General features: G+C 35.5%; 34 protein-coding genes. All 34 read right to left on the bottom strand.

The window, feature by feature from the left end; translation table 11 throughout:
- Window positions 1-516: 516 nt before the first annotated feature.
- The gene (locus QSE00_RS24100; protein ID WP_286107861.1) at window positions 517-957 is read right to left on the bottom strand and encodes a hypothetical protein; all 441 of its coding nucleotides are present in this window, start codon (window positions 955-957) and stop codon (window positions 517-519) included.
- Window positions 954-1,343, bottom strand: coding sequence for a group III truncated hemoglobin (locus tag QSE00_RS24095; RefSeq protein ID WP_286107860.1), 390 nt, complete (start codon window positions 1,341-1,343; stop codon window positions 954-956). The genes QSE00_RS24100 and QSE00_RS24095 overlap by 4 nt, the downstream gene beginning before the upstream one ends.
- Window positions 1,343-1,765: a cytochrome C gene (locus QSE00_RS24090; protein ID WP_286107859.1), complete on the bottom strand. Its 423-nt coding sequence runs from the start codon at window positions 1,763-1,765 to the stop codon at window positions 1,343-1,345. The genes QSE00_RS24095 and QSE00_RS24090 overlap by 1 nt, the downstream gene beginning before the upstream one ends.
- Window positions 1,752-2,039 carry a hypothetical protein gene (locus QSE00_RS24085; protein ID WP_286107858.1) on the bottom strand — a complete coding sequence of 96 codons (288 nt, stop codon included), beginning with the start codon at window positions 2,037-2,039 and terminating at the stop codon, window positions 1,752-1,754. The genes QSE00_RS24090 and QSE00_RS24085 overlap by 14 nt, the downstream gene beginning before the upstream one ends.
- Window positions 2,040-2,042: 3 nt before the next feature.
- Window positions 2,043-3,056 (bottom strand): cbb3-type cytochrome c oxidase subunit II, encoded by a 1,014-nt coding sequence (locus QSE00_RS24080; RefSeq protein ID WP_286107857.1) that lies wholly within the window; start codon window positions 3,054-3,056, stop codon window positions 2,043-2,045.
- Between the two features lie 11 nt (window positions 3,057-3,067).
- A complete protein-coding gene (locus tag QSE00_RS24075) occupies window positions 3,068-4,894 on the bottom strand; it encodes a cbb3-type cytochrome c oxidase subunit I (RefSeq protein ID WP_286107856.1) in 1,827 nt (608 codons plus the stop codon).
- Between the two features lie 24 nt (window positions 4,895-4,918).
- Entirely contained in the window at window positions 4,919-5,353 is a 435-nt protein-coding gene (locus QSE00_RS24070; RefSeq protein ID WP_286107855.1) for an RrF2 family transcriptional regulator, read from the bottom strand.
- Window positions 5,354-5,502: 149 nt separating this feature from the next.
- Window positions 5,503-5,673: a thioredoxin family protein gene (locus tag QSE00_RS24065; protein WP_286107854.1), complete on the bottom strand. Its 171-nt coding sequence runs from the start codon at window positions 5,671-5,673 to the stop codon at window positions 5,503-5,505.
- A 225-nt stretch (window positions 5,674-5,898) separates the two neighbouring features.
- Entirely contained in the window at window positions 5,899-6,324 is a 426-nt protein-coding gene (locus tag QSE00_RS24060; protein WP_286107853.1) for an ester cyclase, read from the bottom strand.
- A gap of 13 nt (window positions 6,325-6,337) precedes the next feature.
- Window positions 6,338-6,733, bottom strand: a complete 396-nt coding sequence (locus QSE00_RS24055) for a cupin domain-containing protein (RefSeq protein ID WP_286107852.1) — start codon at window positions 6,731-6,733, stop codon at window positions 6,338-6,340.
- 67 nt (window positions 6,734-6,800) lie between these two features.
- Window positions 6,801-7,490 (bottom strand): AraC family transcriptional regulator, encoded by a 690-nt coding sequence (locus QSE00_RS24050; protein ID WP_286107851.1) that lies wholly within the window; start codon window positions 7,488-7,490, stop codon window positions 6,801-6,803.
- 498 nt (window positions 7,491-7,988) lie between these two features.
- Window positions 7,989-8,339 (bottom strand): DUF2200 domain-containing protein, encoded by a 351-nt coding sequence (locus QSE00_RS24045; protein ID WP_286107850.1) that lies wholly within the window; start codon window positions 8,337-8,339, stop codon window positions 7,989-7,991.
- A gap of 6 nt (window positions 8,340-8,345) precedes the next feature.
- Window positions 8,346-8,744, bottom strand: coding sequence for a VOC family protein (locus tag QSE00_RS24040; protein ID WP_286107849.1), 399 nt, complete (start codon window positions 8,742-8,744; stop codon window positions 8,346-8,348).
- 16 nt (window positions 8,745-8,760) lie between these two features.
- The gene (locus QSE00_RS24035; protein WP_286107848.1) at window positions 8,761-9,264 is read right to left on the bottom strand and encodes a DUF4199 domain-containing protein; all 504 of its coding nucleotides are present in this window, start codon (window positions 9,262-9,264) and stop codon (window positions 8,761-8,763) included.
- A gap of 112 nt (window positions 9,265-9,376) precedes the next feature.
- Window positions 9,377-9,841, bottom strand: coding sequence for a helix-turn-helix transcriptional regulator (locus tag QSE00_RS24030; protein ID WP_286107847.1), 465 nt, complete (start codon window positions 9,839-9,841; stop codon window positions 9,377-9,379).
- A gap of 359 nt (window positions 9,842-10,200) precedes the next feature.
- Window positions 10,201-10,785: a YdeI/OmpD-associated family protein gene (locus QSE00_RS24025; RefSeq protein ID WP_286107846.1), complete on the bottom strand. Its 585-nt coding sequence runs from the start codon at window positions 10,783-10,785 to the stop codon at window positions 10,201-10,203.
- 17 nt (window positions 10,786-10,802) lie between these two features.
- Complete coding sequence (locus QSE00_RS24020) at window positions 10,803-11,156, bottom strand: DUF4180 domain-containing protein (RefSeq protein WP_286107845.1); 354 nt, start codon at window positions 11,154-11,156, stop codon at window positions 10,803-10,805.
- 6 nt (window positions 11,157-11,162) lie between these two features.
- Window positions 11,163-11,519: an iron chaperone gene (locus tag QSE00_RS24015; RefSeq protein ID WP_286107844.1), complete on the bottom strand. Its 357-nt coding sequence runs from the start codon at window positions 11,517-11,519 to the stop codon at window positions 11,163-11,165.
- Between the two features lie 2 nt (window positions 11,520-11,521).
- Window positions 11,522-11,899, bottom strand: a complete 378-nt coding sequence (locus QSE00_RS24010; RefSeq protein WP_286107843.1) for a DoxX family protein — start codon at window positions 11,897-11,899, stop codon at window positions 11,522-11,524.
- Window position 11,900: 1 nt separating this feature from the next.
- Window positions 11,901-12,317: a DUF6194 family protein gene (locus QSE00_RS24005; protein WP_286107842.1), complete on the bottom strand. Its 417-nt coding sequence runs from the start codon at window positions 12,315-12,317 to the stop codon at window positions 11,901-11,903.
- A gap of 4 nt (window positions 12,318-12,321) precedes the next feature.
- Complete coding sequence (locus QSE00_RS24000; protein ID WP_286107841.1) at window positions 12,322-12,786, bottom strand: SRPBCC family protein; 465 nt, start codon at window positions 12,784-12,786, stop codon at window positions 12,322-12,324.
- A 48-nt stretch (window positions 12,787-12,834) separates the two neighbouring features.
- Window positions 12,835-13,164, bottom strand: a complete 330-nt coding sequence (locus QSE00_RS23995; protein WP_286107840.1) for an ArsR/SmtB family transcription factor — start codon at window positions 13,162-13,164, stop codon at window positions 12,835-12,837.
- 190 nt (window positions 13,165-13,354) lie between these two features.
- On the bottom strand, window positions 13,355-14,170 hold the full coding sequence (locus QSE00_RS23990) for an alpha/beta fold hydrolase (RefSeq protein WP_286107839.1): 816 nt from the start codon (window positions 14,168-14,170) through the stop codon (window positions 13,355-13,357).
- Window positions 14,171-14,262: 92 nt separating this feature from the next.
- The gene (locus QSE00_RS23985) at window positions 14,263-14,865 is read right to left on the bottom strand and encodes an alpha-ketoglutarate-dependent dioxygenase AlkB family protein (protein WP_286107838.1); all 603 of its coding nucleotides are present in this window, start codon (window positions 14,863-14,865) and stop codon (window positions 14,263-14,265) included.
- A complete protein-coding gene (locus QSE00_RS23980) occupies window positions 14,852-15,097 on the bottom strand; it encodes an Ada metal-binding domain-containing protein (RefSeq protein WP_286107837.1) in 246 nt (81 codons plus the stop codon). The genes QSE00_RS23985 and QSE00_RS23980 overlap by 14 nt, the downstream gene beginning before the upstream one ends.
- 4 nt (window positions 15,098-15,101) lie before the next feature.
- Entirely contained in the window at window positions 15,102-15,815 is a 714-nt protein-coding gene (locus QSE00_RS23975) for a 2OG-Fe(II) oxygenase (protein WP_286107836.1), read from the bottom strand.
- On the bottom strand, window positions 15,815-16,444 hold the full coding sequence (locus QSE00_RS23970) for an FMN-binding negative transcriptional regulator (protein WP_286107835.1): 630 nt from the start codon (window positions 16,442-16,444) through the stop codon (window positions 15,815-15,817). Before QSE00_RS23970 ends, QSE00_RS23975 begins: the two co-directional genes overlap by 1 nt.
- A gap of 114 nt (window positions 16,445-16,558) precedes the next feature.
- On the bottom strand, window positions 16,559-17,404 hold the full coding sequence (locus QSE00_RS23965; protein ID WP_286107834.1) for a bifunctional helix-turn-helix domain-containing protein/methylated-DNA--[protein]-cysteine S-methyltransferase: 846 nt from the start codon (window positions 17,402-17,404) through the stop codon (window positions 16,559-16,561).
- Window positions 17,405-17,630: 226 nt separating this feature from the next.
- A complete protein-coding gene (locus QSE00_RS23960) occupies window positions 17,631-17,813 on the bottom strand; it encodes a cupin domain-containing protein (protein ID WP_286107833.1) in 183 nt (60 codons plus the stop codon).
- Window positions 17,797-18,891 carry a putative glycolipid-binding domain-containing protein gene (locus tag QSE00_RS23955; protein WP_286107832.1) on the bottom strand — a complete coding sequence of 365 codons (1,095 nt, stop codon included), beginning with the start codon at window positions 18,889-18,891 and terminating at the stop codon, window positions 17,797-17,799. The genes QSE00_RS23960 and QSE00_RS23955 overlap by 17 nt, the downstream gene beginning before the upstream one ends.
- Window positions 18,892-19,003: 112 nt before the next feature.
- Complete coding sequence (locus tag QSE00_RS23950) at window positions 19,004-19,414, bottom strand: DUF1801 domain-containing protein (protein ID WP_286107831.1); 411 nt, start codon at window positions 19,412-19,414, stop codon at window positions 19,004-19,006.
- A complete protein-coding gene (locus QSE00_RS23945) occupies window positions 19,414-19,803 on the bottom strand; it encodes a hypothetical protein (protein ID WP_286107830.1) in 390 nt (129 codons plus the stop codon). Before QSE00_RS23945 ends, QSE00_RS23950 begins: the two co-directional genes overlap by 1 nt.
- Window positions 19,804-19,879: 76 nt before the next feature.
- Window positions 19,880-20,257 (bottom strand): helix-turn-helix domain-containing protein, encoded by a 378-nt coding sequence (locus QSE00_RS25315; protein ID WP_353477498.1) that lies wholly within the window; start codon window positions 20,255-20,257, stop codon window positions 19,880-19,882.
- A gap of 74 nt (window positions 20,258-20,331) precedes the next feature.
- Window positions 20,332-20,652, bottom strand: a 321-nt coding sequence (locus QSE00_RS23940) for an integrase core domain-containing protein (RefSeq protein WP_286107829.1), incomplete at its 5' end; no start/stop codon positions are given.

The raw sequence follows: 20,652 nt of genomic DNA, 5'->3' as shown, positions 1-20,652 counted from the left end.
AAAACGAACCTTCGGGAACTCTTCAGCAAAACTAAATTTCAAAATGACAAAGAACGAAATAGGCTTAATGGGCCAAATTTATTTAATTTTTAAAACGTCCCAATTTTAATGGGACACTAGTGGTATTGAGCATAAAATAAATATGGATATTTAGGAATTGGACTAGAAATTTTCGTAGTATGCGATTTTGTACCATGGTATTCAAGTATTTCTATGTTAAATAGGACATAAGATATTGATGGATAGAATGATTCTAAATTCCCTTGACGTCCTTGGTTATCCATGTACTCCTAGGGTATAGTTCTGGCAAAACGACCTAATTAAACCCATTTGGCTACAAATACTTTTAATAATATTAAAAATCCTTTCGATTAGTATTTCTTAAATTGGGATATAGTACATGATACTATATCCGAAGGTTGGCGGTGCTTTGATAGTTTTTATAGGCTGCGCAAGATTTGTTCATACATCATTTGGAGGATGCCGAGCCTAATTTTTTTATGTATGTTTTCGACATTATTCAAGTTTTAAGAGTTTGATTCCAAAAATAAAAAGACAGATAACCTTTACAATTTCCATGCCCACGTAATACCAGTGAAGATTAGAGCTTGTAGGTTCACTTCCTTGTATAAAGATTTCGGCCCGGGCGTCTAGTGCAGGTAAAAGCCAAAGGGTCTGCAAAATGAGAAGGACCAATGGAATAAAGAATAGTACATTCCTTAATGAAAAAATGCTTTCTCTGCCTAATAGAAGATCGGCCATCACAAGAAGTGTGAACATCCACTCCACTTTGTTTAGGGCGGAAAAGACCAACCGGCCGATACCTAAGCCCAAAGGCATTGTCACGCCTGGGGCACGAAATTTTAACCATGCCTCCATAAAACTGATGGCACTTACGAAACCGATCCATATAAAAACGCTTGCCAATGCCAACGAATATTTTATAGTTGTGGTCATATTAAAGGTCTCTTATTGGTGTGTCTATAATGCTCAATTTTATAAAGGAACATTTCGGCCATCTTCGCGGCCCGCCATTTGGCCTCGTCAACCTTCTCCCCTTTAAAATGTTCGTCCAAGGTCGCGTAAAACAGCTCGATCCAACGGACAAAATGTTTTTTTTCAACAGGAAGATCGACATGGGGCATAAACGGACTGCCATAATACGTGTGATCCTCAAGCAATACCGTTTGCCAAAAGGTGTACATCTTGTTCAAATGGGCTGGCCAAAGGCCTTGGATCACTTTGTTGAAAATGGGCCCCAATAATTCATCCTTTCGTATTTTGGTATAGAATTCATCCACCAAAAGTATTATATCGTCAAAATTTTGTAATTCCCTTTTCATTAGAAAAAAGATTTATAGAGTTCAGGATTCCAATACATTATTACATAGAACATCGCAAAGCCCACGAAAGCAATTATAAGTGCCCAGACCCATGCCGGAATCGCCTTTGGGGTCTCAGAACCCCTTATTACGAAAGAATCCTTGGTCTCACTGCCATAGGCATTGATAGTAATAGGAATCTGCGTGTCGACAACTTCATTTTCCTTGAGGCCGACTACGGAAATTGCGGGTCCATTGCGCACTTCAAATTGAATAGTGCGTGTGCCCTCGACATTACTGGATGACCTGGCCACAATTTTCAATTTATGTATACCATCAGGAATTTTGGTCGTGTCCAGTATAAATTTTACCGGAGGTGCAAACTCGGCGAAAGGTCTTGGCTCTTCATCCAAATACACTTTTATAATTCTATTGTCCTCCATGCTCTTTAAAATTTTTGTCCCATACAATGTTCTTGATATGATCGGGACGATTCTCTTTTGGGCGCACCAAATATTTAACACTAAAAAACAAGGTAATTGCCACCAATATAATGGCAGACCATGTGATAAAATAGTCGATATTACCTGTAGGACCTTCACCGTGTGTGATATTCTCGAAGCCTTTTGGCTGATTTTTTTTACAAAGATCGCAGGCCATCACAACCTTTTGACCTAAGACAAAAAATATTATATATAAATTCAAGTTTCTTTTCATTACTCAAGGTTTTAAGTTGTTGACAATGAATTCGCGAATTTTCGCAACATCTTCTTCTGTTACTTCTGGTGCACTATTGCCCCAACTGTTACGTTCATGAGTGGCGATAGCTGCTATCTCTGCATCTGAAAGTTGATCGGCAAAAGGCTGCATTGAAGCAAATTCGCTCCGGGCATCGTAACCTTGTAGGATTATTTTGATCATCATTTCCGGGTCTTCGTCATTGACAATAGGACTTCCCGCCAATGGTGGAAAAGCACCTACTACCCCTTTTCCATTGTCTTGATGGCACACTGCACATGTCTGTTTATAAAGGTTTTCGCCGTTGAGAGCAGTATTTTTTTGCTCTCCATTCATGCCCTCGGTCCGTGTTTGTTGCAGACGGGGAATAAATTTGCTTTTCTCTCCATCAGGTAACTCCAATTGTTTTAAGGATTGTAGGTAGGCTACCAATTGCAATACTTCCTTCTTGGCGATTACAGTGGTGCCCGATGTGGTGGCAAACATTTCTGGCAGATTGATTACTACATCCCCTTCTTTTACAGAGTTGGTGTCAATGATCTTGAACAGCCAAGGATAAGAGGGCATTACTGATTCCCCAACAACCGTGCGCGGATTGTAAAGGTGGAGCAAATGCCAATCCTTACTTGATTGTCGTACACCGATATTCGTGAGGTCCGGGCCTGTGCGTTCACTCCCTAAAAGTGAGGGTGATTGTCGCCAAAAATCCATGCGTTCCTTGCTATAATAATAATCTGAAGGGATGGAGGGGCGATTGCCCCAAACATTGTCCATTTCTATATTGCGCACTTGTTGAGTATGACATGCAACGCAACCTTCCCTTATATAGATGTGCAGGCCTTCCCTTTCTTGCTCAGTCAATAAGGGTTGATTGGGCAAAGGCTGTACGTTCTGCATTTGGGAGGCGGGAAATAGGGCAACGATAAAACTCAGGGTTACAAAGCCTATAAAGGCCGCAAGTACAAGGGTTTTATGGTTTTTATGAAAATTGAACATTTTTTTTTGTTTTAATTATTCACACGTTCCAAGATGGGTGCATCCAAGGTCATTATAGGTTTCCTTTTCCGGACCATGTAATAAAAATTATATGCAAATACCAGATGGGAGATGAACATCAGAGAACCTCCTATGGCACGCCAAACCCAATAGGGTTTCATTAAGATAACCGATTCCAGAAAGGCATTACCATCAATCCAGCTCAAACCTTTATAGGTGCCTCCCGCCATTAATGAAATCATATAGGCGAACAGACCGATAAAGGCAAGCCAGAAATGGGCCCCTACAAAAACCTGAGGAGGCTCTTTTCCGGTTAATTTGGGCAAGATGGTATAAAAACATGCCCAAAGTATAAAGCTGATAATCCCATACATGGTCATATGCGAGTGTGCCACATTAAAATCGGTAAAATGCCATACGTAGTTAGTGAACCGGAAGGCTTGAAAACTGCCTTGGGTAGAACCCACGAAATAGAAGATGACCCCTACGAAAAAGAAGGGCAGTACATAACTCTTAGAGATGTGGCTCCAACTCCCTTTCATAGTCATTAAAAAATTTGTAGTGCCCGCAACTACGGGTATAAACATACCAGCGCTAAATACAATGGCAGTGGTCTGTAGCCACCAGGGTAATGGACTGAATACAAAATGGTGGGTACCGATCATGGTATAGAACAGCATTTGCGTCCAAAACGCCAAGACTCCCAATGAGTAGGAATATATAGGTTTGTTGAGAGCGGACGGGAGGTAGTAATAGACCAGCCCCAGGGTAAAGGTCATAAACCACATTCCTACTCCTTGATGCATGTAATAGCCTTGAATTATTGTTTCCCCAAGCCCATTCTGAAATAAAGGCAGATATCCAATAGTAGCTAGAACGATCGTCCAAATGAGCGCCGCAAGGATATACCAGTTGGAAACATAGATATCGGATATTTTGCGATTGGCAACTGTTTTATAGAAATTCCAGAATGTGATGACCAGTCCTATGGCGAAAAGTGTCATCACCGGCCAGATATATTCCCGGTATTCCCCTCCCCCATTGTTTATGCCGGACATTAATGAAATAGTACCCAGTAATACCGTTAAGTTGATCAATATCCAAGCTCGCCATGCAATCGCATAACTATGGATTTTGGTGTTTGAGGTACGTGCGATCACAAAGTAGCCGAGACCGATCATTGCCAACGAGGCCCAGCCCCAAAATACGGCATTGGTATGTACCGGTCGTAATCGGCCAAAGGAAAGCCAGGATAAATTATCCATTTCAGGCCAAATGAATTTCATTCCCACGTACTGACCCACCAATGTACCGAATACAAGCCAACATACGGCTGCACCCAAATAATATATAATAATTCTTTTAAGTGGTACGGGCGTCTCGATGCTCAAAGGTGTCTTTTTTTTCTCATCGAACATTGGGTTTTCCGGTTCATGGGTAACCCGATTGACCAACCCCTTTTCGTCCATAATTTTTTCCTGACTTCCCAATTCGGTTCCTGATAATTTATACTTTAAGGCCTTTTTGCGTTTGTCAAGGATTTGATCTATATCACCTTCTTCCATCGCCAGTAATTCTTCGTTAAATGCCAGTTTTTTCTTTTCGATCTGCTTCATTTTTAAAGAGTCCAAGTAACCATTGAGTTTCACCAATAATATGATGCAGGCAACGAACAATACGATGAAGATCAAAACCAATGTCCCGATAATTCCCGGACTCGTAGCCCAATTATCGGAGTTTAAAGGTGCTGTTTGTGCACTTGTTAAATCCGGCAATAGAACAGTGACAATAACCGGTACATTTTTCCAATATTTTATATTTTCGGATATTCGGGTCATTTTATCTTAATTATAAATAAATTTTTACCTTTTTAAACATGTTAATCCCCTTTCCAGGCCCGTTGCCAATTCAAAAATGCTTGTACTATGTAACATTTGTTTAAGGTCTTTACGGACCCCCGCAAATTTAGTATGAGCAGGGCAAGGTCTATTGGCATCACATTTATCAAGCCCAAGTCCACAACTTACATAAATGGAATTGCCATCAATGGCAAATACAATATCGCTCAATGTTAAATCATCGATTCGTTCCTTCGAAATCTGAAATCCTCCAGAAGGCCCTTTTGTCGAATCTATAATATTAGACTTTGCCAATTGATGAAGTATCTTTGCTGTAAATGCAACTGGTGAACCTACTTCCTTTGCGATTTCCTTTAAGGTTACCCTCCTATTTTGCAAAGAATGCAAGGCTATATATGTCGTCGCTTTAATACCGTATTCACAGGCTTTTGAGAACATTCTTTTCTTTTGGATACGGGCAAAGATACTTCATTTTTCTATTTCGGACAAAATTATCAGAATATTGTTATTATCTTATTTTTTACAAATAAATCGTCATTTTCTTGGCCATTACAATATTATACTCAAGAGTCGACCTATTGAACTGACTACCCAAATACTATTGACATAGTGCCATATGCCATTGTATCTTTTGGTTCAGAAAGCTCTTCAATTGAAATTGACAGATTATTCTCTTCAGCAATTTTTTCTAGCTGTTCTTTAATAGGAGTACCATACGAACAACAAGAAGAATTCAGAATTTTGATTTCGGTTATCATAAAAAGGTTTTTTATAATTAAACTTTACTATTCGTTTAAAGAAAATGGTAAAAGTTGTTCAAAATCATTTTCAACTAAGGGTCTTAAAATAACCTTGTCATTTTCTAAAATATAATCCTTTTGAAAGTCAATCATTTTTGTTATGTCTTACTTTTTTCGTTCGATGGTTTGTTTTGCTTACCGCTATCAATTGGATGTAAACTTTGTTAGCGGTTCGAACTTCCTTCAAATTTGTTTTGGTACTTCGTTTGCTGTTTCCTGAAGTAGGGTATATAAATCAGTGATTACCCAGCGTTCCATTATTTTATTATCCTTTAGCCTATAGATGGCGATTCCCTTGAGTATAATGGCTTTACCTGTTGGGGGGATACCATTGTAGATGCCTTTATGCGTTCCAAACATCCTCCATCGAACCACTACTTTGTCCTCACCGGCAATCAAATCATCTATTTTATAGTGAGCGTCTGGAACAACATGCAGCATTATGTTACAATAGAAATCTTTAAATGCCTGTGGACCGGTGGGACTGCCCATTGGCCAGTTGTGAGAAGTAAATTGAGGAGAAACCAGTTCATCCACCACCTTCATATTCCAATCCCTCAATACTTCCTTATACAATCGTTGAATGATTGCTTTATTCTTGTTTGTCATTGTATTCCTAATTTTAATAGTGTACTGGGCAATGTTTGGAGCCTTCATTTTTAGCCATCACCACAATTTGACTTGCCTCTTTCAAAATAAGTCTGTGCCAATGCCCTTTAGGGATTATGATGGCCTGGCCACCGGTAATCGTCCGTTTATTTTTTTTAGTAGATTGATTGATTGCGGGGTCTGAAACCTGATTATCTAAATATTCAACTTCAATTTCACCTTCCACGATCAAGATTAGTTCGTCTCCTGAAGGATGAATCTCCCAGTAATCAGGATGAGATTGTTTGTACTCCATTAAATGAAAAGAGGAAACGGTATAGCAATCCTTCATCAAACGATTTGTACTGGCAAGGATGCCGCCATCGTCTTTTAGATGAACAAATGAACTTTCTAATTCGATAATTTCCATAATCTTACGTTTTAAAATTATGACACAAAAGTAGTAATGCCTCAATGGGATAAATTGTACAATCCTGCTATTCTTGATTAGAAAAGGAGGGATAGATACCAAACATTTTTTGAAAGGTCTTATTGAAATGAGATGAATCCGAGAAGCCGAAAGAATAGGCGCATTCAGTTAGAGAAGCACCTTCTATATAGCGTTTTATGGCACTTTCTATTTTCTTCCATAAGATATATTGATGAATGGAGATACCGATTTGCTTTTTAAATAAATGTGCTATTCTACTTTCCGATAAAAATACATTTTCTGAAATCATGGATAGCTTTATTCCTTCTTTTGAGTAATTATCATCTATCCATGACAGACAGCTTTTTACTCTGTCATCCCTTTCACAAAAAGGATAATCTTCATCCAATCCGTATATATACTTTTCTTTGAAAATTTCTATACTAGTAATTGTATTGACAACGATATCTTCTCCTTTCGGAAGAAAGTATTTGGACAGCTGAATCCCTGCGTTAGATGTAGGGTCTATAAAGTACAATTGGCATTCGCTGTTCTCGCAATTAAAAATATGTGGTACATTCGAATTGATGATGACAGACTGGACATTGGTATATTGCTGATTATCGGTTCGGATATGTAATTGCCCGGATATAGCAAATGCCACTTCTATGGGAAAATGCCTGTGACGTGCTAACGAGTAATCCTTTTGGGAAAAGCTGATTATTCCATTTTTTATATCAAAATACTTTATTGGCATATTTATTTGAACATTGTAGTTGGTCTAGTCTGACCGCTAACGTGTTTCTTTATGATTTCGCTGCGTGTTTAAGCACTAAAGTTAGCAAATGCAAACCGAATAGAAAATCCGTTAGGATTTACAGTAGTAGGCGAGAACAAGCAATTAATTTTGATACGGTGTTAACTGCTGGCTTTTTTTGAGTCGAGTGAATATTCCGAATTATCTTTTCCGATTATAAATACACTTCCTGCTGGGTCCATTATCCAATGGTTTTCTTTTGATATTTCCTCCAATTCATCACAAGTTTCAATTCCATTGGATTTCTCTATAAAATTTTACAGTTTCCTGATATTTAGATTTCGGGATTTTTATTGCTATATTAGTTAGTGGCGCATTTCGAAACACTTAACTTTCGACTTGGAAATGGTTTATTGAAATGATAAAACTTTAAATTTCAGCACATAACCGCCATTAACTATACACCGCTTAGCGGCTGGCTCTTGTTTATTTGTAAGTCTATTTTCTTAAAATCTTTTCTATTGGTTTTCCTTTGGCCAATTCATCAATCAATTTATCCAAATATCGAATTTGTCGCATCAATTTGTCTTCAATTTCTTCAACACGATAGCCACAAATTACCCCTGTGATTTTCGAAGCATTTGGGTTGATCTGTGGTGCTTGGATAAAAAAAGTTTCAACATTGGTTTCCTTGTCAATGTGTTGTTGCAATGTTTTTTGATCGTACCCAGTCAGCCAAAATATTATCTCATCCACCTGTGCTTTTGTACGCCCTTTCATTTCTGCTTTTGGAATATAGCATTGATAGATTCTTGCAAATGGCATCTTATAAACCTTTGTATTCTCCATGCTTTATTATTGTATATTTAATTGCCAGGAGATACCAAATTTGTCGGCAACCCATGTGAATTTTTTGCTAAACCCGTAGTTATCCATTGGCATCATTACAAACCCATTTTCTGATAGTTTTAAATAAAATTTTTCAAGTTCTTCCTCATTTTTACATTCTACAAAATTAGAAATGGCCGGTGTGAAATTCCAATCGTGTTTTACAAAACTATCACTACAAAGGAAGCGTTTTCCATTTAACTGAAATTGCGCCATCATCACGGAACCTTCTTTTCCGGGACCGCCTTTGCCGTATCGTTGTACATCAATGACTTTAGAATTGTCAAATAAATCCACATAAAAATTCATGGCTTCCTCAGCATTATTTTCTTGAAATGTGAGAAATGTTGTGATTTGTTGTTTCATATCGTTTTATTTTAAATTATGTCTTCTTTTTGAGCATTAATGCGCTTACCAAAGTAACAACCAATCCAACAGGTAATATTTCTGAAAAGGTTATTAAGATTACAAATACAGGGTTCTTGTACATCTCTTTAAAGTTTGCCATTTCCGCTGTTTTAGTCGATAAATCTGAAGCGGTAGTGCAATTGCTGAGTACGTGCTGAGTGTATATATCAATAAAATCAGGAACAAATAAATAATAATAAAAAAGCCAAACAACCACATACATAGTCGAACCGATTAATGCAATCCAAAAACCTATTTTGAATGCTTTCCTAAAAGAAATTAACCCATTAAGGTGCTTGTTCCGATAACTCCGAACCCCGAAGAAAATCAAAGAAAATAGAACAACCATAGTGGCATATCCTACAACATCATTACCCTTCATTTCGGGATTGCTGTACATTAGATTTACCATCAAAATCATATTTACAGATAAAATGATCCCGATAACCAAACCAAATATTATAATTGTTTTTTTCATCTATATTCTTTTTTAATTGAACCCAAAACTAAAATCGAAAATTGAAGTTAGTGTCATACTTTAGTACCAAAACGATTTTAAGGGAGTACTTTCATACGAAAGTATGAGCGAATTACTGGGTGATTTTTAAGCGTTTGGCCTTTTCAATTGCTTGTGCCCTGCTTTTTACATCCATTTTTGTATATAGATTAGATACGTGGGTCTTAACTGTACTAACAGATAGAAATAGGTTTGTCGCTATATCTAAATTGCTTTGGCCTTTTGTTAAAAGTTGCAATACTTCGTATTCACGACTACTTAAATTCAATTTTTTCAGTTCCTCTTTATTAATTGTAAAATCATCAAGAGGTATGAACACCTCTTTCTCGACAATTATCTGATGTACTTTCGGTTTCACTAGTTGCGTAGCCACCCAAACACCTAAAATGGTAAAAAAAAGAGCAATTAGTCCAATGTAAATATCTATAGCTTTATCAACTATCAGAAATTTCCATTGCAGCCACTTCAGAGCAAAAACCAAAATCGCTAGTATTAGCCCGTATAAAATAATATGTTTAAAATTCTTTAATAGTGTCATTGTTTGATTTAATTGTGTCGTTTGTTTTGCTTGCCGCTAACAATTAGATATAATCATTGATGCTTTCCTACTTATAAGAACTAAAGTAATAATTGTAAATGGGATTCTTAAAAAGTCCATTTGGGTTGATATGCTCTTTTTTATTTTCCATTGTCTATCGATTTGTTTTCAACCTCACTTTTTCTAAGTTCTAAAGCAATTTTGAGAGCCTCAATTCTATTCTTTAGTAAAGTATGCTGTGACGTTCTACCCGTAAGTTTGAGTAAGAACTTTTCACATTTATGTACCAGAGACTCAATAACTGTAGTGGCTTATATTAATTTGTCTTCAGGATAGTTTTTCATATCTAATTGGATGTTTTATACTTCTCTATCATTTAAACCTTTTCCTTCTAGTATTTTAGGGATTGATTTTTCAATTCTTGATATTCGTGTTTTGGATTGTTTGGCTTGTGAGAAATAGAGTAAATACCCTCTTTGTCTCCCTGGGGTTAGGTTGTAAAATGCAGTTTCTAATTCGGGATTGTCTTTAAATATTTCTTCAAGTTCGTGAGGCATTTCAAATTCAGAAGTCTTTTTCATTTTTACTTCCAATCCTGCTTTTTCCACCTCTATGGCTTCAAAAACATAAGCTTTGATAACCGCCTTTAAGTCAATAATTTCCTGTTTGTTACTAAATCGAATTTGACGAGCTGACTGGACGTTTTCGGTTTGTTGAACTAAAATATTGTTGGCATCATTCAACAATGCCCCTTTGTGAAATAGCAAGGCGCAATACTCCTTAAAACCATGTATGAGTACTATATTTTTACCTTGAAATGTATAGCAGGGGTGCATCCATTTAAAATCTTCTTCGAGACCACATTCTAAACAGATTTCTCGCAACAGGATGCTTTCTTCTTTCCAGTTTTTTATCTTTTCTAGGTATTGGTCAACTTTTTCCATTTAAGAATGTGTTTATTTTACAATGTGTTTAGGGCTTCATCCATTGAACTTAGAAAATTAACCTGTGATCCATTATTACTTTCATAGATAAAGTTTTGCAGACTTTTACTCGAATAGTTTGAAAAATCTCCTACGATAATTAAAGACATTTGATATTGAGCAAACTTTTGAAGAATATCTCCTGCCAACTTAGTTTTTAAATCAAAAAACTCTGGTGTAATATTTTTTTGATGTAAAATCATTTTATCATATCCTTGATAATAGATGTTGCCCATTAAATCCAAGGCATCTTCTGTGGTTTTAATTATAATTTCATTTGAGATAATTTCTGCGATTTTAATAACGCTTTTTGAATGTTCTTTAATTTCCATCTGATGTTATAATTCGTTTAGCTTAATCTGTTCTTCAATCAAAAGTTTAAATTCTTCTATAGGAATATCTTGGTCAAATTTTATTTGAATGGTTTTTTTACCTGTTTTATAACCCTTTTCTTCCAATATTTTACGCATTTCTTCGGTTAATGAGTCGATACCAAAACTAACGTGCTTTTTAGCCAAGGAAAATCCAGCAAGGATTCCATTGTATTTATAAATTGGCACATTCCAACTTATGCCACTTTCTGCAGTTGGCTCTGTGACTTCAATGAGTTTTTTAAGTTTGATCATTACCTCTTGTGCTTCTTCTGGTGAATTGTCTATAAACTCATCTACAGTTTTAGGTTTTAAATCAGCCATATCTATTGTTTTTCTAATTTTCTGTTTGCTGGTCTAAAATACCAAGATAAAACCGTCACCACCATTAATATTAATGAAGGTATGGCTTCTGCAAATGACTGACCAACTGCTAAATGCGAAATGAATGCTCCTGACATTGCAAAGAAGAAACCTGCATACGCCCATTCCTTTAGCAAAGCTTGTTTAGGAATTAAAATAGCGATTACACCTAGTATTTTCCAAGCACCAAGAATGCTTAATAAGTATAGGGGATAGCCTAATTGTGATACGATTTCGTTATAGCCACCAACTTGCAGTAATTGCTGAATACCACCTGCTAACATTCCAAATGAAAGGAAGATAGTAAGAACCCAATAAATAATTTTGTCTCTTTTTTTCATTTTAATTTATTTTTTGATAGGATTGCTTTAAATATTTTTCAATTAATGTTTCAAACGTATTTCTTGAAGGGTTAACAATACAAACCCAATTCATAGAACCATAAGTTGGATGGGGCATTAAGGTATCTTCTTTGGTAAAGTCAATACCAAGATGCATATAAGCTTCAAGTTTTTTACTTTTAGGAAGTTCTTTAAATACCGATTCAAATGTTTGCTTATCAACAGGAAAATTTAATCTAAAGAAACCTTCCCTGTTAAGATTGGATACAGCATCATATTCATTGTCCTTTGTTATTAATGTTGCAAACGGAAGTTTATCATTCTTTTTGTGCATAAAGAAAAGGTCATTTTCAGCTTCGACTAAATGTAACTTATCAAAGTTCTGAAGTAGATAGTTTTTAATTTCTTCAATTTTCATAGTATCAAATTTTAGGTTCTAGGATTTCTTGAAGTTTATTATGGGCCATATTTAAACCATAAGCAAACGGTAATTTTAGTTGCTCTGCTCGGTGTTTTTCGGATTTGTATATAATCTGAATGGTTAACTTGCTTTTGTCTTCTGTAATTTTTTCAAAATTCAAAAACTCTAATTGTACGCCTATGGGCATATTTTCCATTTCAAAAGTTCGTACTATTTCTTGGTTCGGAATAAGCTTGTGTATGGTTCCATTTGCCTTAAACATTACATTTCCTTCGTGTGAGGTTTCGAACTCATAACTTCCGTGATTTTTGTTTTCTAGCTTTAGTACGTTGGTTCCCATCCATTGTGCTATAAATTCAGCCTCGGTATAGGCTTTATATACCAATTCTACTGGAAGGTCAAAAGCTCTGGTAATGGTTAGCTCTTGCTTACCTTCTTGGGCATTGATTTTTGTTTTCTGTTCCATTGTTTATTTTGTATTTGATTGATGTTTATTACTCACTTTTTGTTCATTTTATTTTTTGTGTTCGTGAATCTTCGATTTCATAACAGCTTCCAGTGAATTAAATCGTTCATCCCACATTTTTCTAAAAGGCTCAATAAAATCAGCTATTTGTTTCATCCCTTTTGGATTTAATTGGTAGTAAATCTCTCTTCCTTTTTGTTCCTGTTCCAAAATTTCACATTCGGTAAGAATTTGAATGTGCTTGGAAATGGTTTGTCTGGAGGAATCGAAATTCTCTGCAATGGCTGTTGGTGTTAAAGCTTGAAGTGCTACTAAAGATATAATTGCCCTTCTAGTGGGGTCGGCTATGGCTTGAAAAACGTCTCTTCTTAATTTCATTACGCAGTTATTTGACTGCAAATATATATGCAGTTATTTAGTTGCGCAAATATTTTTTAGTTTTTTGAAATAACTTGGAAGTTTCAAGTTTTGTACCTCTAGTTTCCTTTTCTCACTGCAATCATATGAAATATTAAAAATTCGTTCTGTTTTCGAGCTTTTCTTGCTCACTTAATCTTTTGGTACTCTTTTATAGTTCGGTGATTTTTAAAATGATCTCAGTAAGTTCTTTAGGCATACTAAAAAATGGGGAGTGACTGGATGGTAATTTGTACACCTCTAGACAAGGCATTTCTGATAACATTTTTTCTTGTAACCATGGTGTTATAGCTCTATCCTCAGTACATTCAATATAGTATCTTGGTACACTTCCATAGTTTTCTTCAGTAAGAATAAGCTTTGCTGTTGCAGATTCGTAAGACTCTGGCAGTAAAATTATTTTTGCCATTTCTGTTATATCATCCTCACAATCGTGATATAATCCTTCTTTATAAATTTCCGGTAAAAGCATAGAAGATATTGTTCCGTTTTTTGTGATGTGCGGTCCTAATATTTCCTTTTTGTCCAATACGAAATAATCCTTTGCACTTTTGCCGTTGGCAACTAAAACAGCTGCTATGTAAATTAGCTTTTCAATTTTTTTGGGACGATATTCCGCTAGTTGTGATAGCATAATACCATTTTTACTATGACCTACCAGAATAACCTTGCCTGGAATACTATCTATTAAATTACATAGCTTTTGAATGGTAGTTTCGAAGCGGACCTCCTCAATGGGTGTTTTATCCCTACCCATACCTGGAAGGTCAATAGGGTAAACGGTATGTCCTTCGCGTTCTAATAAGGGGGTTACTTTATACCAGTTCCAAGCACTATGCCATGAGCCGTGTATAAGTATGTATGTTTTTTTTTCGGATCTATTGGTTGCTTTCATTTGGATTGGATGTAAAAAAAGTAAAGCGATTATGCTCATTAGAGCTAATCTGATAATTATTTTTGCATTCATTTTATTGGATTTTATTTAATACTATGTACCGGTTTTATTAGGTGTCAAAAATATTAGGGATACCTGAACCTTAAAACCCGATACTTGCTGTATTAAATATCGATGGTCCTAAAGGTTAAGTTTATTCTGGGGCTTTTTACTTTTTTGGTCGGAGGCAAACGGTGAAGCCAATTTGTTTGTGTTTTTCCTTTCATAACCAATAAACTGCCCTTTTCCAAATGGATGGCAACCCTTTGCTTTGTTTCCTTATGTTTGAATAAAAATTTACGTTCTGCCCCAAAACTTAATGAACCTATGGCACCATCTTTTTTTAAATCTTTTTCGCTATCGCTATGCCAAGCCATACCTTCATCTCCATTATGATATAGATTAAGTAGGCAAGAGTTGAATTTTTCTCCAGTTATATTTTCTATAATTTCTTTGAGTTCCAACAATTCTTGAGTCCAAGGAAGAGCGGATTTTGTAGTTTTTGAATAGGTGTATTCAAATGGGTTGTCTCCATACCAGGCTACTTTCCGTTTCGTGATAATCAATTTTCCAAAAATGATTGCTTTGTCGTTTTGCCATTGGATATTCTTTAATAATTTGTCAAAATACTGTTGGGCTCTTTTTATATTCATGACTGAACCATAATAATGTGCTTCCCCATCAAAAGGTAAGAGATTAGTTATATTTCCAGTATTAAATAAGTCCATTCTTCCAAATTTTATAATCGGTTCGCATACAATGTCCGCAAGGTCTAAATCCACATGCTTTGGCCTGCTCGATTGTATTGAAAAAAACACGGTTTTGCTTCTTCATCCTTTTACCCGATTTGCATTGCAAGGTGCCATAAATTTTCAGATTAAGATTTCCCCCAAAAACAATTTCTTTTAGTTTTATTTTTTGATGTAGTTCTGCATCGCCAATGTCAATATGTTTTATCATTCCTTTAGTTGGTTGCATCGTGAAAAATCACGCCTAAAGTATGTCGTTCACCACTTATTACTTCACTTACTCCGTGTTTCATGTTTACCCGATAATACCCTCGTGCTCCTTTAACAGGCCGAAAATTTGTAGTAAAAATGAGCAAATCTCCTTTCTTTGGTTTTAATACAATAGCTTTGGACTGTGCTCTTGGCGTTTGTTGTGTCAAAACAAATTCCCCTCCTGTAAAATCCTTATCCGGTTCGTTTAAAAAAAGAACACATTGTATAGGAAAATAGACATCTCCGTACAAATCTTGATGTAAGGTATTATAACCACCTTTCCCATATTTTAATATTAAAGGGGTTGGTTTTAACTGCTTATTTTGATGGCAAAGCGATAATAATTCTTCTAATGTTTGAGGGTATACTTTATTAATATTCAGCACTTTCATCCAGAGGTTTGCTATAGTTGAGAGTTTAGGATATATTGTTTCTCTTATTATCTGAATGATATTAGGTAGTGGATAATCAAAGTATTTGTATTCGCCCAAACCAAAGCGATACCGCTCCATTATTACTTTTTTTCGATACAAATTTTCATTATTGTATTCGTTTATCAGCTCGTTACATTGTTCATCTGGTAGAATTTTGGGAATAATGGCATAACCTTTTCCGTTTATCGATTCAGATACCGCTTGCCAATCGATTGTGGCAATTTTTGCTTTGAAGTTTTTCATCAGTTCTTTTGAGTATTCTTTTCTCGTTCCATTGTATCAGCCATTAGCGAAGCCCCTAAATCATTACTCAATCTAAGTTCATTAATGATGCTTTTAAAGTCTTCTTCTGTTCTGTTTTGACTTAATTTGAATTGAGCTTCGATTTTATCGATGCTTATTTGAAATCCAACTATTCCATTAATTTGTTTTTGCTCCGTTATCGATAACGTGTTTAAAGAAATAGGGCATTTTTGAGTTCTCTCATATCTATCGGTAAGTCTGCTAACAGAATTCCAAAGATTGTCACCAGATAATATTTTAAGTTTTCCACTAATGTGAACACTTAAATAATTCCAAGTTGGAGCATTGGGTTTTTTATACCAAGACGATGAGATATATTGATTAATTGGTGAAAGAAATATGACTAAGACACTGGGGGCACTCTTGAATTCTTTCCATTGTTCGTTTGCTTTTGAAATATGACCTACTAAAATTTTGTTCCCTTTTTCACTTTCCTCTAGCTCTAATGGGATATGAGTAGCTGTTGGAACGGTTGCTCCTTTGGTAACTAAAGTTGCAAAACCATTCTCTTTTATGAATTGCTCAATAATTTTATGGTCCGTAATTTCAAAAATTTTAGGTGTGTACATTTTTATATTCTTTCAATTTCATATATACCCTTGAGTTTGGATGATTCATTTAGTACTAAAATCTATGCAGGGTTTATATTTCAATTAGAGTACTATAACCCCAAACTAGACTTCTTAAATTTTAATGGCTTTTGATGCTTCCCAACCAATAATTGCAGTTTTTCGAGTAGACCCCCACATATAACCTCCAAATAATCCTGTAGATTGGATTACTCTATGGCAAGGAATTAAAAAAGCGATAGGGTTATTTCCGATAGCAGTTCCGACAGCTCTTGAAGCTTTTGGTTTTTGAATGTGGTGAGCAATACTTCCGTAAGTAACTAGATTTCCTTCGGGTATTTTTAAAAGGGCCTCCCAAACCTTTAATTGAAAATCTGTCCCTTTCAAGTGGAGTTTTATCTTATTTATCTTAGTCCAATCTTGGGTATAGATTTGTAATGCATTTTGTTGCATACCGTCAGTTTGCTGTATGAAGTTGGCTTTTGGAAAGCGTTTTTCCAATTCTGAAAATGCTATTTTCTTATTATCAACAAACCCCATATAACAAATGCCTTTGTGCGTGGAAGCAACAATTATCTCTCCGAACGGGCTTTGAGCGAAACTATAGTTTATTGAAAGATTTTCTCCTTTTTTTTTATATTCACCAGGTGTCATCCCCTCAATTTTTACAAACAAATCGTGCAATCTACCTGTTCCCGAAAGCCCAGTTTTGTATGCGGTTTCAAACAGTGTGGTTTGTGAATTCTCTAAGATTGATTTTGCGTGTTGAACACTTATGAATTGTAAGAATTTTTTAGGGCTAACACCTGCCCATTCTGTAAATAGTCTTTGAAAATGAAATGGACTTAAATGTACTTTTTCAGCAACTTCTTCCAGTGTTGGTTGATCTATAAAGTTCTGCTGAATGTAGTCAATAGCTTCTGCTATTCGGCAATAATTTATATATTCTTGGTCGTACATTGATGTCATATTTATAATAACAAAAATATATTAAGCATTATTTATGCTGAACCCGAAACTTGCGGAATTGATCTCATTAGTTAGCGGATTGTTTTTTTTGTTACCTTCAAATCATTTCACAATAGTAGTCATACTTCGTTCAAAACCTCCCGCATGAAAAAATTAAGCAAATCTGAATTTTCGTTTGTTCTATTTGCAAAGTCGTGATTAGTCTTGGCTGGGATTCTTAAAAAGTTCCTTTATCTACGTCCATCCATTTGTCTCCAACATGTACGGAAGTTATGCCTTCAAGTCCGTAAAATACCTCATCATTTTCTTCGTGCTGATGTGCGCCTGGTCCGTCAGAATTTGGTTCAAGCCACCATTCTGAAATGCTGTATTTGTCTACTGTCTCATTTTCGTGTTCCAAAGAATTCTGCTTGTAAAGTAAAAGTCTTTCCGTTATCGGTACTAAACTCTCCCTTCCAATGAAAAGACTTGTCGGTTATGTCCTGAAATGTCCACCGCAATATATTTCCATTTTCATCATTTCCTTCGTGAACAATCTTACCGTTTTCTTTCCAGCCATAAAGTTTACTTATTATGCTACTCACGGGATTAAACCAATGAATACACCATTTTTTTGATTCTGTATCAAAATAACGTATGGTTGAACCATAACGATTTCTTGGCTGTTTTAAGTTTGGCGTTCTTAACGAACGCTTCGGTGCAATCCAAACATCCTGTACAACGCGCCCTTCAAGAACATAGGCAAAATGCCATTCTCCTTCAGATGTAATGACCTCTTTATTGTCCAAATAATCAATAGCATCAACATTCCAACTGCCGATTAGCCAATTGTAAATATCATTTGTTTCGATTTCGCTACTTGCTTTTTCAGAAATTAATGAAGATGCAAAAATTTCTTTTTCTCTTGATACAATTTCTTGTTCATTAAACACTCTGTGCCAGATATCTGGATAATTTAAGACCAAACCATCTTTATCTACTTGTAAGTTTGCAGTAAATCCTGATACAAGGCTTTCATATTTATAAATGCCATTACCTAAATTGGTATATCGCTGCTGTACAGGGGAAAATTTATTTGCTGGCAATTCAAAATAAACGACTTCAATTTCTTTTGATTCTCCAACTGCTAAACCGAGCCTATTGATTGGTAATGTGTTAGTAAAAGGGGTCAAGGAAATATCTATGTCTGTACAGTTATTCAATTGTTTGAGGATTTCGCCTTTTTCGTTGACCCAATGATTCTTTTTATTTTTTGAGAGCCAGATATTAAATGTACTGTCGGATTGTAAATTGATGTTTACTGACTGAATTTCCCACTTTTCATTTATTTCAAGTAGGTAATTAACATTCAATAATTTCCCCAATCCTTGACCTGTGATGTGTCCCTTAACTACAATCGTGTCTTTTAAATTGATGGTGGTAAATTCAGTTGTATTAACATAAGTGCTTTTCCACACTATTATTTTTTCTTGTGCCATTATAAATGAGTATAAGGTTGTTAAAATTAGTATTAAAAGATGTCGTCTCATCTTAAGACTGTTATTGGCTTAAAGCTATCTATTGTAATGGCATTTGATAGCTGTAGTGAATTTATTTTTCCACCAAGCTCAACCACTCTTTAATTACCTTTTTCAATTCATCTTCTTTCGCTTTTATATCGTCTAAATCCTTGAAAGTTATAAGTCGTCTGCCATCTGTATAATCTCCTTCCAAAATTTTAGTGTTCTTTGTCAAAGTTGCACCCGTTGGGAGAACACACATTATTTTGTCTTTGCGTAAATTCATTACCAGAATATCCTGTTTATATTCTTTTGGGTCATAGGGTTTCATTTTACCAGTGTAATGAAATGCTGGTGCATTCCATTTAATTTGTTCGGTAATTTCAGTATCAATAGAAAGCATTAGTTGTCTTAAATACTCTATAGCGGGTTGAATTTCCTTTGGCAACTTTTCAATATGTTCTGTTACCAATTCTGTGTTTGTCAATTTTATTTTTGCCATTATTTTTGATTTATAAGATAAAGTTTACCTCCTAAAATTGCACTTGGCAAGGCAATTAGAATAATTGAAATATTATACCAAGCAATTACTAAATCCCACATTGTCAATGATCCTAAAATACTTAAAACTGTACCTATCGTGCCCATTATTATAACGTGTTTCATTGGATTGCTTGGCGCCAATTTTGCTGCCAGATAACAACCAATGACGTTGAAAGCAAATCGATAAACAATCACAACTAGAATTATAATTGCAGAAGTTTCTTTGAAATTATCCATTGACATTATTCCTAATTTATCAAATAGGAAGTCGGTTGCTAGAGAAAGTGTTGCCCCTAGTACAAAACCTGCAAGTATTGCCACAATACTTTTAAAAGTTGATTTTTTCATGTGTGTGTACTTAACATTTCGACAAAATTAGTGATGTCGAATGCTTAAAAATAGAACAAACCCGACACGGCTAAAATTAACTCGTTCCAAAATTTAAATACTCGCTTGGGGTTATCTTGGTGAATTCCTTAAAGGTTCTGATGTAATGGCTTTGGTCAGAATATCCGTGATTAAATGCTATATCTGAAAGGTTATTGTAACTGCCTAAATTTAAATCCGTAAATGCAGAATTGAATTGACAAATACGCCTAAACATATTTGGTGATAATCCAATATTATGTTTAAATATTCGTTGAACAGTTCTTTCAGTAATTTTCAGTTCTTTTTGGACGTTCTGAAGTGATTCAATAAAATAGCAATTTGAAATTTTATCTGAAAGGTATATGACTGTCTTTGTGACTTCTTTAGAGGAAATTACAAGCTCCCAAATATATTGGTCCAAATGTAAAATCATTGCCTCAATGGATTTGCAGTTCAATAATTGTTCTTGAAGTTGTAGCCTTCCCTAAAAATGTAGCCTTACCCTTTTTAGGACATCTCTAAATTCAACAATTTTTCTTTAATATTGGTCGTTTCGGGGAAGAATTCTTCCCCGAAACGGTCTTTGTCTTCCCTAGGTGGTATATCTCCCAAAGCGGAGTGGGGATGCTTCCTGTTGTAGTCCTCCCTCCATTTATCGGTCAGGGTTCTTATCTGGTGCAGATCGTTGAACCAATATGCATCCAATACATCTTCCCTATAAAACCTGTTCAGGCGTTCCATATAACCATTTTGCATGGGCTTTCCAGGTTGAATGAACCTTAGTTCGACCCTTTTCCTTTTACACCATTCGGCCAAGGTCTTGGAGAT

The organism is Arenibacter flavimaris, assembly GCF_030291335.1.
Classification (GTDB): domain Bacteria; phylum Bacteroidota; class Bacteroidia; order Flavobacteriales; family Flavobacteriaceae; genus Arenibacter.
The sequence above is the reverse complement of the archived record's forward strand: the minus strand, read 5'-3'. Positions and strand labels throughout refer to the sequence as shown.

Bases quoted from the DNA above. Each gene is read 5' to 3' on its own strand.
- QSE00_RS24100 (WP_286107861.1), bottom strand. From the start codon at position 957: ATGACCACAACTATAAAATATTCGTTGGCATTGGCAAGCGTTTTTATA.
- QSE00_RS24095 (WP_286107860.1), bottom strand. From the start codon at position 1,343: ATGAAAAGGGAATTACAAAATTTTGACGATATAATACTTTTGGTGGAT.
- QSE00_RS24090 (WP_286107859.1), bottom strand. From the start codon at position 1,765: ATGGAGGACAATAGAATTATAAAAGTGTATTTGGATGAAGAGCCAAGA.
- QSE00_RS24085 (WP_286107858.1), bottom strand. From the start codon at position 2,039: ATGAAAAGAAACTTGAATTTATATATAATATTTTTTGTCTTAGGTCAA.
- QSE00_RS24080 (WP_286107857.1), bottom strand. From the start codon at position 3,056: ATGTTCAATTTTCATAAAAACCATAAAACCCTTGTACTTGCGGCCTTT.
- QSE00_RS24075 (WP_286107856.1), bottom strand. From the start codon at position 4,894: ATGACCCGAATATCCGAAAATATAAAATATTGGAAAAATGTACCGGTT.
- QSE00_RS24070 (WP_286107855.1), bottom strand. From the start codon at position 5,353: ATGTTCTCAAAAGCCTGTGAATACGGTATTAAAGCGACGACATATATA.
- QSE00_RS24065 (WP_286107854.1), bottom strand. From the start codon at position 5,673: ATGATAACCGAAATCAAAATTCTGAATTCTTCTTGTTGTTCGTATGGT.
- QSE00_RS24060 (WP_286107853.1), bottom strand. From the start codon at position 6,324: ATGACAAACAAGAATAAAGCAATCATTCAACGATTGTATAAGGAAGTA.
- QSE00_RS24055 (WP_286107852.1), bottom strand. From the start codon at position 6,733: ATGGAAATTATCGAATTAGAAAGTTCATTTGTTCATCTAAAAGACGAT.
- QSE00_RS24050 (WP_286107851.1), bottom strand. From the start codon at position 7,490: ATGCCAATAAAGTATTTTGATATAAAAAATGGAATAATCAGCTTTTCC.
- QSE00_RS24045 (WP_286107850.1), bottom strand. From the start codon at position 8,339: ATGGAGAATACAAAGGTTTATAAGATGCCATTTGCAAGAATCTATCAA.
- QSE00_RS24040 (WP_286107849.1), bottom strand. From the start codon at position 8,744: ATGAAACAACAAATCACAACATTTCTCACATTTCAAGAAAATAATGCT.
- QSE00_RS24035 (WP_286107848.1), bottom strand. From the start codon at position 9,264: ATGAAAAAAACAATTATAATATTTGGTTTGGTTATCGGGATCATTTTA.
- QSE00_RS24030 (WP_286107847.1), bottom strand. From the start codon at position 9,841: ATGACACTATTAAAGAATTTTAAACATATTATTTTATACGGGCTAATA.
- QSE00_RS24025 (WP_286107846.1), bottom strand. From the start codon at position 10,785: ATGGAAAAAGTTGACCAATACCTAGAAAAGATAAAAAACTGGAAAGAA.
- QSE00_RS24020 (WP_286107845.1), bottom strand. From the start codon at position 11,156: ATGGAAATTAAAGAACATTCAAAAAGCGTTATTAAAATCGCAGAAATT.
- QSE00_RS24015 (WP_286107844.1), bottom strand. From the start codon at position 11,519: ATGGCTGATTTAAAACCTAAAACTGTAGATGAGTTTATAGACAATTCA.
- QSE00_RS24010 (WP_286107843.1), bottom strand. From the start codon at position 11,899: ATGAAAAAAAGAGACAAAATTATTTATTGGGTTCTTACTATCTTCCTT.
- QSE00_RS24005 (WP_286107842.1), bottom strand. From the start codon at position 12,317: ATGAAAATTGAAGAAATTAAAAACTATCTACTTCAGAACTTTGATAAG.
- QSE00_RS24000 (WP_286107841.1), bottom strand. From the start codon at position 12,786: ATGGAACAGAAAACAAAAATCAATGCCCAAGAAGGTAAGCAAGAGCTA.
- QSE00_RS23995 (WP_286107840.1), bottom strand. From the start codon at position 13,164: ATGAAATTAAGAAGAGACGTTTTTCAAGCCATAGCCGACCCCACTAGA.
- QSE00_RS23990 (WP_286107839.1), bottom strand. From the start codon at position 14,170: ATGAATGCAAAAATAATTATCAGATTAGCTCTAATGAGCATAATCGCT.
- QSE00_RS23985 (WP_286107838.1), bottom strand. From the start codon at position 14,865: ATGGACTTATTTAATACTGGAAATATAACTAATCTCTTACCTTTTGAT.
- QSE00_RS23980 (WP_286107837.1), bottom strand. From the start codon at position 15,097: ATGATAAAACATATTGACATTGGCGATGCAGAACTACATCAAAAAATA.
- QSE00_RS23975 (WP_286107836.1), bottom strand. From the start codon at position 15,815: ATGAAAAACTTCAAAGCAAAAATTGCCACAATCGATTGGCAAGCGGTA.
- QSE00_RS23970 (WP_286107835.1), bottom strand. From the start codon at position 16,444: ATGTACACACCTAAAATTTTTGAAATTACGGACCATAAAATTATTGAG.
- QSE00_RS23965 (WP_286107834.1), bottom strand. From the start codon at position 17,404: ATGTACGACCAAGAATATATAAATTATTGCCGAATAGCAGAAGCTATT.
- QSE00_RS23955 (WP_286107832.1), bottom strand. From the start codon at position 18,891: ATGGCACAAGAAAAAATAATAGTGTGGAAAAGCACTTATGTTAATACA.
- QSE00_RS23950 (WP_286107831.1), bottom strand. From the start codon at position 19,414: ATGGCAAAAATAAAATTGACAAACACAGAATTGGTAACAGAACATATT.
- QSE00_RS23945 (WP_286107830.1), bottom strand. From the start codon at position 19,803: ATGAAAAAATCAACTTTTAAAAGTATTGTGGCAATACTTGCAGGTTTT.
- QSE00_RS25315 (WP_353477498.1), bottom strand. From the start codon at position 20,257: ATGATTTTACATTTGGACCAATATATTTGGGAGCTTGTAATTTCCTCT.